This window comes from Nostoc sp. C96 (assembly GCF_059384975.1).
In genome coordinates this window covers 5,082,667-5,095,793 of sequence record NZ_CM182020.1, presented here as the reverse complement: position 1 = coordinate 5,095,793, position 13,127 = coordinate 5,082,667, and the positions used below count along the sequence as shown (strand labels likewise).

14 protein-coding genes are annotated in these 13,127 nt (G+C 39.9%); 9 read left to right on the top strand and 5 right to left on the bottom strand.

Annotated elements, in window-relative coordinates:
• The first annotated feature begins 261 nt into the window (after window positions 1-261).
• Complete coding sequence (locus AC504W_RS21785) at window positions 262-1,554, top strand: glycosyltransferase family 4 protein (protein WP_494879408.1); 1,293 nt, start codon at window positions 262-264, stop codon at window positions 1,552-1,554.
• Window positions 1,555-1,600: 46 nt separating this feature from the next.
• Window positions 1,601-2,131: an HMA2 domain-containing protein gene (locus AC504W_RS21780; RefSeq protein ID WP_494874305.1), complete on the top strand. Its 531-nt coding sequence runs from the start codon at window positions 1,601-1,603 to the stop codon at window positions 2,129-2,131.
• Window positions 2,132-2,258: 127 nt separating this feature from the next.
• Here the strand turns inward: AC504W_RS21780 and AC504W_RS21775 are convergent, their stop codons facing one another.
• Both AC504W_RS21775 and AC504W_RS21770 read right to left on the bottom strand, forming a co-directional pair.
• Window positions 2,259-2,555, bottom strand: a complete 297-nt coding sequence (locus AC504W_RS21775) for a hypothetical protein (protein ID WP_494874304.1) — start codon at window positions 2,553-2,555, stop codon at window positions 2,259-2,261.
• 220 nt (window positions 2,556-2,775) lie between these two features.
• Complete coding sequence (locus tag AC504W_RS21770; RefSeq protein WP_096579871.1) at window positions 2,776-3,087, bottom strand: threonine dehydratase; 312 nt, start codon at window positions 3,085-3,087, stop codon at window positions 2,776-2,778.
• 270 nt (window positions 3,088-3,357) lie between these two features.
• On the opposite strand from AC504W_RS21770, the gene AC504W_RS21765 reads away from it, so the two are divergent.
• Window positions 3,358-3,576, top strand: a complete 219-nt coding sequence (locus AC504W_RS21765) for a hypothetical protein (protein ID WP_494874302.1) — start codon at window positions 3,358-3,360, stop codon at window positions 3,574-3,576.
• A gap of 152 nt (window positions 3,577-3,728) precedes the next feature.
• On the opposite strand, the gene AC504W_RS21760 is transcribed toward AC504W_RS21765, so the two are convergent.
• Together AC504W_RS21760 and AC504W_RS21755 are read right to left on the bottom strand one after the other, a co-directional pair.
• Window positions 3,729-5,183, bottom strand: coding sequence for a sensor histidine kinase (locus tag AC504W_RS21760; RefSeq protein ID WP_494874301.1), 1,455 nt, complete (start codon window positions 5,181-5,183; stop codon window positions 3,729-3,731).
• Window positions 5,180-5,863, bottom strand: coding sequence for a response regulator transcription factor (locus AC504W_RS21755; RefSeq protein WP_494874300.1), 684 nt, complete (start codon window positions 5,861-5,863; stop codon window positions 5,180-5,182). The genes AC504W_RS21760 and AC504W_RS21755 overlap by 4 nt, the downstream gene beginning before the upstream one ends.
• Window positions 5,864-6,101: 238 nt before the next feature.
• Here AC504W_RS21755 and AC504W_RS21750 point away from each other — a divergent pair, with 238 nt between their 5' ends.
• The 6 genes from AC504W_RS21750 (at window position 6,102) to AC504W_RS21725 (ending at window position 10,926) form a co-directional block, all read left to right on the top strand.
• Window positions 6,102-6,392 carry a hypothetical protein gene (locus AC504W_RS21750; protein ID WP_494874299.1) on the top strand — a complete coding sequence of 97 codons (291 nt, stop codon included), beginning with the start codon at window positions 6,102-6,104 and terminating at the stop codon, window positions 6,390-6,392.
• Between the two features lie 79 nt (window positions 6,393-6,471).
• Window positions 6,472-7,239 carry an intradiol ring-cleavage dioxygenase gene (locus tag AC504W_RS21745; protein ID WP_494874298.1) on the top strand — a complete coding sequence of 256 codons (768 nt, stop codon included), beginning with the start codon at window positions 6,472-6,474 and terminating at the stop codon, window positions 7,237-7,239.
• Window positions 7,240-7,356: 117 nt separating this feature from the next.
• A complete protein-coding gene (locus AC504W_RS21740) occupies window positions 7,357-7,986 on the top strand; it encodes a hypothetical protein (protein WP_494874297.1) in 630 nt (209 codons plus the stop codon).
• 412 nt (window positions 7,987-8,398) lie between these two features.
• The gene (locus AC504W_RS21735) at window positions 8,399-8,650 is read left to right on the top strand and encodes a hypothetical protein (protein WP_494874295.1); all 252 of its coding nucleotides are present in this window, start codon (window positions 8,399-8,401) and stop codon (window positions 8,648-8,650) included.
• A 277-nt stretch (window positions 8,651-8,927) separates the two neighbouring features.
• Window positions 8,928-10,172 carry a bifunctional sterol desaturase/short chain dehydrogenase gene (locus AC504W_RS21730; protein ID WP_494874294.1) on the top strand — a complete coding sequence of 415 codons (1,245 nt, stop codon included), beginning with the start codon at window positions 8,928-8,930 and terminating at the stop codon, window positions 10,170-10,172.
• Between the two features lie 97 nt (window positions 10,173-10,269).
• Entirely contained in the window at window positions 10,270-10,926 is a 657-nt protein-coding gene (locus tag AC504W_RS21725; protein WP_494874293.1) for a DUF1345 domain-containing protein, read from the top strand.
• Window positions 10,927-10,930: 4 nt separating this feature from the next.
• On the opposite strand, the gene AC504W_RS21720 is transcribed toward AC504W_RS21725, so the two are convergent.
• Complete coding sequence (locus AC504W_RS21720) at window positions 10,931-13,072, bottom strand: sensor histidine kinase (protein WP_494874292.1); 2,142 nt, start codon at window positions 13,070-13,072, stop codon at window positions 10,931-10,933.
• Window positions 13,073-13,127: the final 55 nt, after the last annotated feature.

Here is a 13,127-nt window from a genome sequence, read left to right as displayed (position 1 = left end):
AATTACACCAGACAATAATTAAAATTTACATTTTTTTTGTGTTCAATGTGTAGATCAGTCTGTCTTAATTTCATCTGAGTTGATATAATCTCCATGCCAAATCAAATCAAAGTGCAGACCATACATACAATTTTTTAATTTTTCCATCTAACTATTGAAAAAATTTTTACTAAATCATAACCTATTAATTTAACTCACTAAACAGCTAAAAACCTATCCTGAAACTCAGCCTAATTACTAAAAATATTTTATAAATAACACATGCAGATTTTGATTTATTCCTATAACTACCATCCAGAACCAATTGGAATTGCACCTTTAATGACTGAACTAGCAGAAGGACTAGTCAAACAAGGTCATGAAGTGCGGGTAATTACAGGAATGCCCAACTATCCCCAACGAGAAATTTATCAAGGCTATCAGGGTAAGTGGTATGTTACAGAAAAAATTAATGGGGTAACTATTCAACGCAGTTATTTGCGAATTAAGTCAAAACCCAATTTACTAGATAGATTACTGTTGGAGTTAAGTTTTATCGTTACTAGTTTGCCGCAAGCCTTGAGAGGTAAACGACCGGATATAATTTTGCTGACGATACCACCGTTATTAGTGACATTGCCTGCCGCTTTATTAGGCAAACTATACAATTGCCCAGTAGTGTTAAATGTGCAAGATATTCTACCAGAAGCAGCAGTGCGCGTTGGGTTAATGACTAATAAGAGGATGATTCGATTTTGTGAGTTATTAGAGAAATTTGCTTATCAAAATGCTCAAACCATCAGCGTGATTGCTGATGGTTTTTTAGAAAATTTAGTGAATAAAGGTATATCTGCTAAAAAAATAATTTGTATTCCGAACTGGGTAAATGTCAATTTCATTTATCCACTGCCAAAAGAGCATAATCCCTGGAAAATGACCCATCAATTAGATGGAAAATTTGTGGTGATGTATTCTGGTAATATTGCCTTGACTCAAGGTTTAGAAACAGTCGTCGCAGCGGCGGCTAAGTTAGGTCATATTCCAGAAATTACCTTTGTGATTGCTGGGGAAGCGATCGCATTAAGAAGATTACAACAATATTGTTTATCTTGTGGCGCAGATAATGTATTACTCTTACCGTTGCAGCCGCGCGAACAACTCCCACAAATGTTAGCTACTGCTGATGTTGGGTTAATTGTGCAGAAACGCAATGTCATTTCCTTTAATATGCCTTCTAAGATTCCTCTGCTGTTGGCGAGTGATCGGCCAATTGTGGGTTCAGTACCAGCAACAGGTACGGCGGCTAAAGCAATTCAAGAAAGTGGCGGAGGGGTAGTTGTCGAGCCAGAATCCCCAGATGCCTTAGCAGATGCCATCTTAGAGTTGTATTATCATCCACAGCGCCGAGAGCATTTAGGCAAGCAAGGCCGACAGTTTGCCGTTGAGCATTATGCTTGTGAACAAGCAATTGCCAAGTATGAAGAGCTATTTATGGATGCGATCGCCAAACGCACATCAAATGTAGATAATGTTCTAAAATTGAATTCCCCAGAATCAATTATTGATATTCAGTAAACTCAAAAATTGGGCGACATATTATGTTGGGTGTAGCGGAGGTTTTATGCCAGAACTACCTTTAGAGAATTTATCCACACCAATATATATTCAAATTGTTAGTCAGACTCCGGGGCGACTACGGCCGAGAATTTCCCCTCAACACCAAGAAAAAGCGGAAATTCAGCTAATTGCTAATTACCTCAAAGTCTTTTTTCCGCAGATTGATCAAGTTAAGGTGAATTCTCAAACAGGTAGCATTACAATATATACACCAGCCGAAAACAGCAATTTTGCCGAAATCATAGATAAATTACAGGCTCAAGGGCTAGTCATCATAGTCAATCCAGGCGAAAAATCCCAGCCTGCAAAGTTAACTCAAACACTATTTAAATTTAATCAGCAAGTCACAAATATTACTAAAGAGAGCGTAGACTTGCGAGTAATTATACCCTTTACTGTAGTGGCGATCGTCCTGAAAAGATTGCTTCCGCCCTTGGCTCGATGGAAAACAACCACTTTATATCTTTTGCTGTGGTATGGCTTAGAAAGCTTGGTTAAACTTAGCGACAAAGAGCAACCACCAACTGAAGAATAGAAGTAAATGAATTTGAGATTGAAGATGCAAAATCTAAAATTCATTTACATGATGTCGTTAATTCTGAAAAATTAAGCCAAGGCAAAAAATACCTTGACTTTACTTTACTGAGTCTGAAGTTAGAGGCTTATGATTCTTCAGATTGAGACTCTTCAGAGACTTGCTCCGCGTCAGTTTCAGGCTCCGATTTAACAATAACTGGAGCTTTAACAGGTTTTGGCCCACGCGCTAAAGCAGGATTAACCTGCTGTTTAATTTCATCCTTAGCAGAGTCTTTTTTTCTTTTACCAGAGGAGCGATTATCTCTAGAATTTGAGCGTTTAGGATGAGATTCAATAGAAGGCGCAGAATCAGAATTTTCTGAATTATTGTCAGTATTTGCTTGAGCCTGACGTTCCGATTTCTTAATTGGGCGTTCTACCATTGTTAATTGTTAAAAATTTACTTGTATAGTACATCGGTTTGATGATTCTCAAACTGATGAGTAGGATTTTTCTGGGGATTTTGTTGTGGCTTAAAATCAAAGTAAGTATAAATACTTAAATATTTCTACTTTTTGAAGACACTTTCCAATATTAGCGTATATGTGCAGGGTGTGTTAACCAAGTAACCCACCCTGCAAAACCGATATTGAAAATTAATTTTTATTTCTTTCCAACATCACGAGCCATGTTGAGGTAATAATCCTCTACTTTGGACTGAGAACGACGACGTGTAAATGTAGGCTTTTCCGAATTAGTCTTTTGCTCTGTTTTTATGGGTTCTTTATCTGCAACTCGCTGGATAGTTTGCGCCGCATCAGATTCCAAATAGTAACCAGAGTTAGTAAATCCGAAAATTTTAGCAAAAAAGCCAAAAATATTGCCAAAAACACTCAAAAATCCCTTGAAAACAATAGAAAAATAGCCTTCAAGGCGAATAAAAAAGTTCCGAATGATTTGAATTAGACGATCCATAGCAGCACCCTCTATGATTGCCTACTACCATTGTGACTTAATTTCATCATAATGAGGTTTTCAGTAGCAGGACTTAGGGAGAAAGTCACGGTTTATAACCTACTTCCATAGATAAGACTACCAAAGGTTAATTGTCAGCATCCTTAGATGTATCTTTAGGTAGTTTAGTCAACACTATGAAATATTTATTAATATAGTTATAGATCAGTGTCGGAAGTTCAAAAGCTCTCATTTGCAGATACTAGATTTTCCACCATCGGAGTAGAAGACATGAAAGACCAAAAAAAAGCCGACCCTAAAGAGTTCGTAGGCAATCTCAAGAATGGGATTTGGCTATTTGGACTCTCATCTTGGGTATTTGGCATTACCGATCGCAGCATTGCTTCTTTTGCAGATGGTTATCTCTCTGCTTTGGATTTAACGCAACTATTTACAGCAGCGACATTTTTTGTTGCATGGCTATTTTTAAAACCCACATCTAGAGTTTAAGAAGTGTGATTTGTAAAACGTTAATTTAATTGGTCGCTCCTAAAAGTCAAGCTGATAAATACTTCCGAGGTAGAACCTTTTTTATAACAAAGTGCCAAGTATTAACCTATCTGAGAGCAAGAGTAAAAAATCTCTATGTAAGACAAATTTGACTATGCTATGGGTAAAGTGAGAGTAAACCCTGTTTGACCAGAAGTTAGAGAATCCAGCGCGAGTTCGCCTTGATGCGCCCGGACAATTTCGCGGGCGAGGCTGAGTCCCAGCCCGATTCCTTCTACTTTACGGGTACGAGCCGGATCACCGCGATAAAAGCGCTCAAATAATCGATCGCGATCGCTGGCTAAAATATCTTTTGATGAATTGGCAATTGTAACTTTAAGAGTTTTTTGTGTTTGATACGCCTGAATCTTAATCCAGCCATCAGCAAAATTATATTTAATTGCATTACTCAGCAGATTTTGGAGAACTTGTATGAGTAAATCGCGATCGCCCTTTACCTGCAAATTATCAGGAATGTCAGTTTGCACACTCAAGTGAGGAGCCAGCAATTCTACATCTTCGACAATCTCCAGTAGCAACTCAGACATATTCACATTAGCCAGATACAAGCTCATTTTGCCTGCATCTGCTAAAGATAACAGCAAGAGTTTTCGCATAATTCCACTCAAGCGATGCACTTCATCTAACAGATTGCTCAAGCGTTGCTGCACTTCACTTCCCGGCTCAACTTGTTGGAGCGATCGCTCCAATTCACCTTGCAAAATAGTTAATGGGGTTTTTAGTTCATGGGCTGCATCTGCACTAAAGCGTGAAGCTTGGGTAAAACTGCGTTCCAGACGTTCTAACATTTGGTTAAACACCCGAATCAGTTCTACAAATTCCACATCTGTTGTCTCACTGGGAATCCGCTGATCTAGCCCTTGGACTGTCACCTGTTGAATTACCCCGGTTAATTGGCGGATAGGACGCAACGCCCCACCAGAAACAAACCAAGCCCCAACCGCAACCAGAACTAAAGCTCCCGGAATTGATATGAGGAAGATGTTGCGAATGCTCGCCATTTCTTGATTGACGGCTTGTAGACTAACGGCAAAAGCCACTTGAGCATTCGGAAATTTAGCTGCGCCAATCCGCCAAGTTGCTTTTGCGGTGTGTTCCGTGACAAATTGTGGTGGAATTGGGCGAGGTGGTGGTTTTACAGGCTGATTTGTGCCAAAAATTACAGGCGGTCGTTGTCGGGGAATAGACGGTGGCGCAGGTGCTAACTTCAGACGCTGAATTAGTAGACCTTTCACCTCGGTATCCGCAGATAAGGAGTTAAATTCACGGATTGTCTGACCGTTAGTATCCAGTATCAGTAAGGCGATGGGGGTTTTTGAATTCGTACCAAATTCAGAAGGTAATAGTTCTGGACGGGGAGGTAATTTTTCTGTCTCTGGGGGACGGTTGGCGCGGAGCAACTGATTTAACAGTTCTGCATCTAAGCGGCTAATTTTGGCATTGTAAATCTGAAACCAAGATACTGCACCAAAACCGACTAATGTAGTGCCAGCTAGAGTCGCAGATAACAGCGCAATGCGGAGTCGAAACGATCGCAGTTGTTTCACGATTGATTGTCTGGTTTGCGAAACCGATAGCCAACGCCGCGAATGCTTTCAATCCAATTTGTTTCATCAATCGGGTCAATTTTTTTGCGAATGCGCTGAATGCAGACATCCACAACGTTAGTATTAGGGTTAAAATCATAACCCCAAATGTGTTCTAAGATTTGGGTACGGGTGAAAACTCGACCGGGAGAGCGCATCAGATATTCCAGTAAATTAAACTCACGGCTAGTAAGTTCTATCGCGCGTTGATTGCAGGTAACTTCCCGCGTGATGCGATCAAGTTTGATTGACCCAACCGCCAGCAAATTTTGGCGATCGCCTACACTCCGACGCACCACCGCATGAATCCGCGCCGCTAATTCTTCCACAAAAAAGGGTTTAGCAATGTAATCATCGGCTCCCAAGTTTAAACCAGCGAGGCGATCGTCTAGTTCATTACGAGCCGTTAACAAAATTACCGGAGCATTCCGCCCTTCTCCACGCAGTTGTTTGAGAATCGATAAACCATCTTTTCCCGGCACCATAATGTCCAGAATAATGGCATCATATTCGTTATCCATTGCTCGCAGATATCCATCATCACCGTTGTCGCAATAGTCTACGACAAATCCCTGTTCCTTCAGTCCAGCCCGGACGAAGTTAGCAATTTTTGCTTCATCTTCGACAAACAGAACATTCACAAGCTTTCACTAGTTCACTGATTGTTTCATTATAGGTTTGTTATCTTGTAACTTAAATTACAAATCTGTAATTTAGAGCATTTTTTCATAGTCAAGAATTGCGATCGCTCTTTTTCAATAACCTCTTGTGCATTCTTTGATCAAATTACAAAAATGTAATTTATAAAATAGGCTATCTGTAATTTTAAAGTGGATCAATCATAAATGTCAGCAACATAAATTTTCGAGGTTAACTGTGATGAATATCCGTAGATTATTAACTGTCGCAGCAATTCCCTTTATGATTGGTACATTTGGTTTTGTGGGAACTAATCAGGCAAATGCCGAAACTTCTTCTCATCGCCACACACAAATTGCCGAGCAATTAAGTCCTAATAAAAAACCACAAATTAAACATCAACAAGCCTATCCACAGCAGAAAAAACGTCCTCCCCAAGTGAATTCTCAGAACACAAATCATAATCATCAAGACTTAAATAGCCAGAAGAACAATCAAGGAATTAGACAAAGGGGGGTAAAGGGATTTTAGGTGTTAGGTTACACACTCAATGTGAACAACTAATCTTTGTAAATCTGACTGATTAAGTAATACCAAATAATTAAACCTGATGAACATCAATAATCGCCTATTAAGTCGCAGAGAAGCACTGGGTTTATTTAGGGCAGGTGGAACTGCAATATTTGTAGTGGGATGTATGCCGAAAAAGTCCATTTCTACACAAGGACAAATAAGTGTAACCTCCCCAGCATCATCTACAGTCAAGTCTGCGTCATTACCTGGATGTGTCGTTAGTCCACAGCAAACTGAAGGGCCGTATTTTGTCGATGAAAAGCTCAATCGCGCTGATATTCGCGCTGATCCGGTGGATGGTTCGGTCAAAGCAGGCGTACCCCTCCAATTAAAGCTGCATATTTCTCAAGTTGGAGGTAGTAGCTGTACACCCCTTGCAGGTGCGATCGTGGATATTTGGCACTGTGACGCATTAGGTGTCTATTCAGACGTAACAGACCAAAGTTTTAACACTGTGGGCAAAAAGTTCTTACGTGGTTATCAAGTTACCGACGCGCAGGGAAATGTTCAGTTCACAACTATTTACCCTGGTTGGTATCAAGGTAGAACCGTTCATATCCACTTTAAAGTGCGTGCAGAGAAGAAATTAGGACAGGGTTATGAGTTTACATCGCAACTATATTTTGATGATGCCATGAGCGATCGCATTTACACCCAAGCACCCTACGCCAGCAAGGGACAACGCACGCTCAAGAATGCTGATGACGGCATTTTTCAAGATGGTGGCGAGCAAATGCTACTCAAACTAACAAGCAATGGAAAAGGTTACACCGCCACCTTTGATGTTGGGCTTCAGATGGTGTGATTTTGGCAAAATACTATGCACAAAAATTACAAAACTGTAATCCACAATCAGGGCGAACTGTAATTTTGATTCGGTTAAATAAAAAACATAAGCAACTTAACTTTCTAGAGGATGATCATGAAACTGAACAAAGCCATAGTCGTAACAGCAATTTCAATTCTCACTGGTACATTTGGCGTAATTTCACTCAATCAAGCAAATGCAGCTAATCCAGTGTATAAACTTGCCCAAGCTTCACAACCTTCTGACCAACCACCAGAAGGACAACGCCCACCCCGCCCCGATTTCGCCGCCGCTGCTCAGAAGTTAGGTGTCAGCGAACAAAAACTCAAAGATGCCTTGGGTGTTCCTGCTCATCCTCCAGGTCAAGGTCAAGGACAAGGGCAACGCCCACCCCGCCCCGATTTCGCCGCTGCTGCCCAGAAGTTGGGTGTCAGTGAACAAAAACTCAAAGATGCCTTGGGTGTTCCCGCTAATCCTCCAGGTCAAGGCCAAGGCCAAGGACAACACCCACCCCGCCCCGATTTCGCCGCCGCCGCCCAGAAGTTAGGTGTTAGTGAACAAAAACTCAAAGATGCCTTGGGTGTTCCTGCTCATCCTCCAGGCCAAGGTCAAGGACAACGCCCACCCCGCCCCGATTTCGCCGCCGCCGCCCAGAAGTTAGGTGTTAGTGAACAAAAACTCAAAGATGCCTTGGGTGTTCCTGCTCATCCTCCTGAAGGGAATCGCTCTAATACCAGAAGATAGTTCAATTAAATTCATTACAAATATGAGGCTATCGAGCTTGTTCTAGTTTTTAAGAACAAGCTCGATAAGTTTGTGTGCATTCAAGTTGCAAATTCTCTGGTTGAGATTGTCATTAGTCATTTGTCCCTTGTCATCAATACCTTCTCTTCAGAAATTTATCCGTATAAATCTTAGTAGTACTAAACACTTTATTGACAGTAGTTGTAAATTTTATTTGGGGCTACCTAGGGTTATTACTTAAGTAATATTGTATAAATATTACGAAAGATTGATTAATATTGTTATCTTCACAACTTTCTCATATTCCCTAACTATCCTCGTAAGTATAGACAGTTTTTGAATGACAACAGGTTGCTCAACTAGCTGACTTAATTTTTAAAACCTCTTTATATCAATTTAATTGTAGAAAAATATGAATTACTGTCCTTGTTGCTCTGATGTACTTTTAAGACATGTACACGGTTCTGAAATTACTTGGTTTTGCCGCCACTGCTGGCAAGATATGCCTGTATTCAGTGGTGAGCATTCGAGTTGGTTTGCAGAAGTTATCAAAGAAGAAGTACCTAATAAACCTGAGCTTCAAGAAAATATTCAAGTTAGAAGTTATATCAGTCAACGCAGAAAAATAACTGGGTGGATAGGAGTTAAAGAGGTGATAGGTTGAAGCGTAGCAATTTTTTCTAATAGAATGCCTTTGGGTAAGTAAACTTACAGCAGAAAACCTTTTGGTATATTGCTTTGTTCTCAAAATCTGTGCCTCCTTCACCTAGAATCTGCTGTATAACAATATTAATTAATCGCAGGCTGATAATACACATGTGTAAATATTAGCCTGCTTCACTTTTTGCAGATTAAGTTTCAAAATTTTCAACTCACTGTATCAAGTTTGCTAATCTTGTCAGAATATAAAGATTGTTTAAGATAATGACGTACTGATAAATATGATCAAGATGTTAGCCCAAAGCTGGATGGGAATTGAAGCAAATATACAAATGAATTGGCCGCTGGTAAATACTTGTTTGCAGTTCGTGGCTTGGGGAGTTTTTTCGCTGTTGCTGGCTGAGGTAATCAGGGATATTTACCATGCTTTGTGTCACCAAGTTAGTTGGTTGGCTAAATGGCATAACAAACATCATGCGGCATATCGCCGAGATTTATCGGTAGTTTCTCTCAAACTTTATCAAGAGTCCCAGCTTTATCACGACATTGTAGAGTCGATTCTTTTAGTAGTCATCTTGACGATCGCAGCTTTATTAGGCCACCAATGGGGGTTATGGTTAGGGGTAGCGTATGCTTACACCTTTTTGTATGGTGCATCGTTGCGGTATTTCCAAGGCAAAATTGATACCGACTACAACCATTTACCCGGCCCTTTAGAAATAATTCCTTCAACTTTGTGGGTGAATCGTGCTTACCATTGGCGACATCATTTTGATGATGTTAACGCCTATTACAGCGGGGTGTTTCCGCTTGTAGATAAAATTCTCGGTACTGGACTTTCTCTCAAAGGTAAAACTATCGCCATTACTGGTGCGTCTGGGACTTTAGGACAAGCATTAACAGGGGAACTTCTCAAACGCAATGCAAAAGTTTTAGCCATCACGACAAATCCAGAGAAGTTAGCCACCCAAACAGGGGTAATGGCGCTGACTTGGGAATTGGGGAATGAAGTACAACTGCGAGATACTTTAGCAAAAGCAGATATTTTGATTATCAATCATGGTGTGAATGTCTATGGCGATCGCACACCCCAAGCCATCAATTCATCTTATGAGGTTAATACCTTTTCGGCATTGCGTTTGATGGATGTCTTTTTGACAACGGTGACAGGGCCACAAGACAAAGCCACTAAAGAAATTTGGGTGAATACTTCTGAGGCGGAAGTGTCGCCAGCACTGAGTCCACTTTATGAACTGAGTAAACGCACCTTGGGTAATATTGTGACTCTTAAACGCTTGGAAGGTAATTGCATTATTCGCAAGTTAATTCTCGGCCCGTTTAAAAGTCAACTTAATCCTTATGGTGTAATGTCAGCAACACAAGTGGCGCAATTCATTCTATTTTTGGCAGTCCGAGATTTTCGCAATATTGTTGTGACAATTAATCCTCTGACTTACTTGCTATTTCCCTTCAAGGAGACTAGTACATGGCTGTATTACCGAGTGTTTAGTAAAGCAAATAGGTAGAACTGGTGCGATCGCCTTTCAGGAGAATTGAGGATGGCGATCGCATATATAATTCTTACGGCGTAGAGTAAATTAAAGTTGATTTTTCTGAAAGAAGTTGTTTAAAAATTTTGATGCTCGACCTCGATTGCTAATTTCTGCGGGGATTGCTGTAGTGATCTCATTATTACTCCCAAGTTGGCTACATCTAGCGACTCGAATTCTTTGCGCCTGGAATGTGGGAACTGGTTGTTTCTTAAGCTTAACTTTAGGCAAAATGGTAAAAGCGACTCCAGATAAGATGCGGCGTTATGCCCAGCATGAATACGAAGGACGCGTAGTAATCCTTACACTGATCATTATTGCTGCTTGTGTTAGTGTTTTAGCTATAGGATTTTTGCTCAGTGACAAAAAAGGCATTTCCGCAATCATATTAACGTTACATATTGTCCTTTCAGTAATCACAATTTTTAGTTCTTGGCTACTAGTGCATACACTATTTGCGCTGCAATATGCACATAATTATTATCACAATGTTAGCCATGATAGTAGTTATGAAGAGGCTGGAGGATTGGATTTTCCTGATGATCGTGACCCTGACTACTGGGATTTTTTATATTTTTCCTTTGTAATTGGGATGACTAGCCAAGTTTCTGATATTCAGACAACTTCACGTTCTATGAGACGCTTGGCTTTAATACATGGAGTGATATCCTTCTTTTTTAATACTAGTATTCTGGCTATGGGCATCAATATCATTGCATCATTAATTTAAATAATCAGCTAATTGGTAGTGTAAACCAAAATGTTGAGCCTGTTGCCAATGCGCTTTGTACGCCGATTTCGCCACCATGAGCTTGAACAATTTGTTTACACAGATATAATCCCAAGCCTAAACCTAAAGAATAAGAGTTATTTTTGCCTCGGAAATATAAATCAAACATGCGTTGGCTTTGTTCGGGGCTAATGCCAACACCGTTATCACTGACGGTACAATAAATTTTTTCACCTTCAACTATGGCGTTGATTGTAATTTGTAATCCTGGTAGATTATGTTTGATGGCATTGCCAATTAAGTTAGAAAATACCCGCCATAGTTGCGTTGGGTCGGCGTTGATTAATGGTAAGTCTGCGGTAACAAGGTTGATCAGATTAGTTTGATTTTTTTGCAGCATTGGTTCTAAATCGGCGAGCGCATCGACAACAACCATATACAATTGCAGGGGTTTTTGTTGCAACACCAACCCTTGGACTTCATTTACATGGGCTTCCATTAACGAATTAATCAAATTCAATTGGCGATCGCTACTTTGCACCATTCGTTCTAAAGTTGAACGTGGTAAAGAAATTAGATCACTCCCATTTTCCAGCAAATTCCGCAGCACCATCAAACTACCTAACACTGGGTTACGTAAGTCGTGAGAAACTGCATGGAAAAAGACTCGCAATGCTTCTTCGGTACGCTGGCGATCGCGCAGTGCAGCTTGGAGTTCGCTAATATCTAAAATTACGCCTACCAAACCACCCAAGGAACCATCTACTTTAGAAAAAGTTGCTTTATAAAATATGACATCATGTTTGGTTTGATCAGCAAACACCAAAAAGCTTTCATAAGTTTGCACTTGTTGCTGCTCTAACAGTGTCATATCTGCATGATAGTATTGGTCAGCAAGTTCTTTTGGTGCAAGGTCATAATCCGACTTACCGAGAATTTGTTCTTTACCCAAACCAAGAACTGTTTCAAAAGCTTTGTTACAACCGAGATACAACCCTTGAGGATTTTTATAAAAAACTGGAGTGGGAATTGTATCAATTAAAACTTGTAAAAAATCTAATTGTTCTTGTAGTGCTTCCTCGGCTTTTTTGCGTTGGGTAATATCTTCAATTAACCCTTCATAATAAAGTAGTTTGCCGGCTGAGTCACGCACCGCATAAGCTTTTTCAGAAATCCAAACAATACTCCCATCTTGGCGATAAATTTGTGATTCAAACTCTGAGATAATTCCGTACTTTTCAATTAAACGGACAAAATCAGCCCGACGGGTGGGGTCAACATATAATTGATTTTCAATATCTGTAAAATTTGCTGTGACTTCTTCTGACGATGAATAGCCATAAATCTTGGCTAGTGCTGGATTAGCTGTAATGTAACGACCATCAGGACTGCTTTGAAAAATCCCTTCAATGGCGTTTTCAAAAATACTGCGATACTTCGCTTCGGCTACAACTAATTTTCTATTAGCTGATTCTAATTCTTTGCGGGTATAAAACTCAGAACGTTGGAGGCGATCGTATAAATAAACTCCCAAATCGCAGATAACACAAAACCAAAATATATATAAAATAAATGTCACATTATATAGTTCTGGATGTTCTGGTTTAAGTGTTTTTAAACCCAAGGCAGTATTCACAATAAAATAATAAGCTAGAATACTTACCTGAGATATTAAGTGGAGAGGCCAGCGGACTGGCATAAATATCGCTTGACTGAGAAATAGTAGCGACCAACCAATAATATCAGGTAAGGCAAAACCTTTAATGGTGGCAAATAATTGAGTCGCAAAGCTAACAGACCAAGATGTGCCTAAAAATAATCTTCCTGGGTGACGATGACCGAAGCGAGTTTTATGTAAACTAAAGCAAGTAAATAAACTCAGCAACATAGAAACGTTAATCGCCAGTCCCTGAATTCTCAGTATTCTTGGTAGCTGCGCCAACTCCTTTAAAGAAAAGAATAAGTCATAAATATCGCGGACTGTAAAAGTTAATAAACAAATAAATGCCAGCCATAACCACAAGCGTAGTCTTTGCCATAAAAATTGACTGCGCCAGGATTGATATTCAGCAGTGATTATATCTATTTTTGGTGTAGAAAAAGCTTGTTTCCACCAGGTTCCGAATTTTTGCAATAAGTTAGCCATTAGTGTCTTACCAACTTTGACCATACCATCGCAGGTGTTTTTCTATTTTCCAGAT

What these genes read in the sequence shown, in the direction of transcription:
- AC504W_RS21750 (WP_494874299.1), top strand. Translation starts at nt 6,102, where the DNA reads ATGAATATCCGTAGATTATTAACTGTCGCAGCAATTCCCTTTATGATT.
- AC504W_RS21720 (WP_494874292.1), bottom strand. Translation starts at nt 13,072, where the DNA reads ATGGCTAACTTATTGCAAAAATTCGGAACCTGGTGGAAACAAGCTTTT.
- AC504W_RS21765 (WP_494874302.1), top strand. Translation starts at nt 3,358, where the DNA reads ATGAAAGACCAAAAAAAAGCCGACCCTAAAGAGTTCGTAGGCAATCTC.
- AC504W_RS21730 (WP_494874294.1), top strand. Translation starts at nt 8,928, where the DNA reads ATGATCAAGATGTTAGCCCAAAGCTGGATGGGAATTGAAGCAAATATA.
- AC504W_RS21770 (WP_096579871.1), bottom strand. Translation starts at nt 3,087, where the DNA reads ATGGATCGTCTAATTCAAATCATTCGGAACTTTTTTATTCGCCTTGAA.
- AC504W_RS21745 (WP_494874298.1), top strand. Translation starts at nt 6,472, where the DNA reads ATGAACATCAATAATCGCCTATTAAGTCGCAGAGAAGCACTGGGTTTA.
- AC504W_RS21775 (WP_494874304.1), bottom strand. Translation starts at nt 2,555, where the DNA reads ATGGTAGAACGCCCAATTAAGAAATCGGAACGTCAGGCTCAAGCAAAT.
- AC504W_RS21780 (WP_494874305.1), top strand. Translation starts at nt 1,601, where the DNA reads ATGCCAGAACTACCTTTAGAGAATTTATCCACACCAATATATATTCAA.
- AC504W_RS21740 (WP_494874297.1), top strand. Translation starts at nt 7,357, where the DNA reads ATGAAACTGAACAAAGCCATAGTCGTAACAGCAATTTCAATTCTCACT.
- AC504W_RS21785 (WP_494879408.1), top strand. Translation starts at nt 262, where the DNA reads ATGCAGATTTTGATTTATTCCTATAACTACCATCCAGAACCAATTGGA.
- AC504W_RS21735 (WP_494874295.1), top strand. Translation starts at nt 8,399, where the DNA reads ATGAATTACTGTCCTTGTTGCTCTGATGTACTTTTAAGACATGTACAC.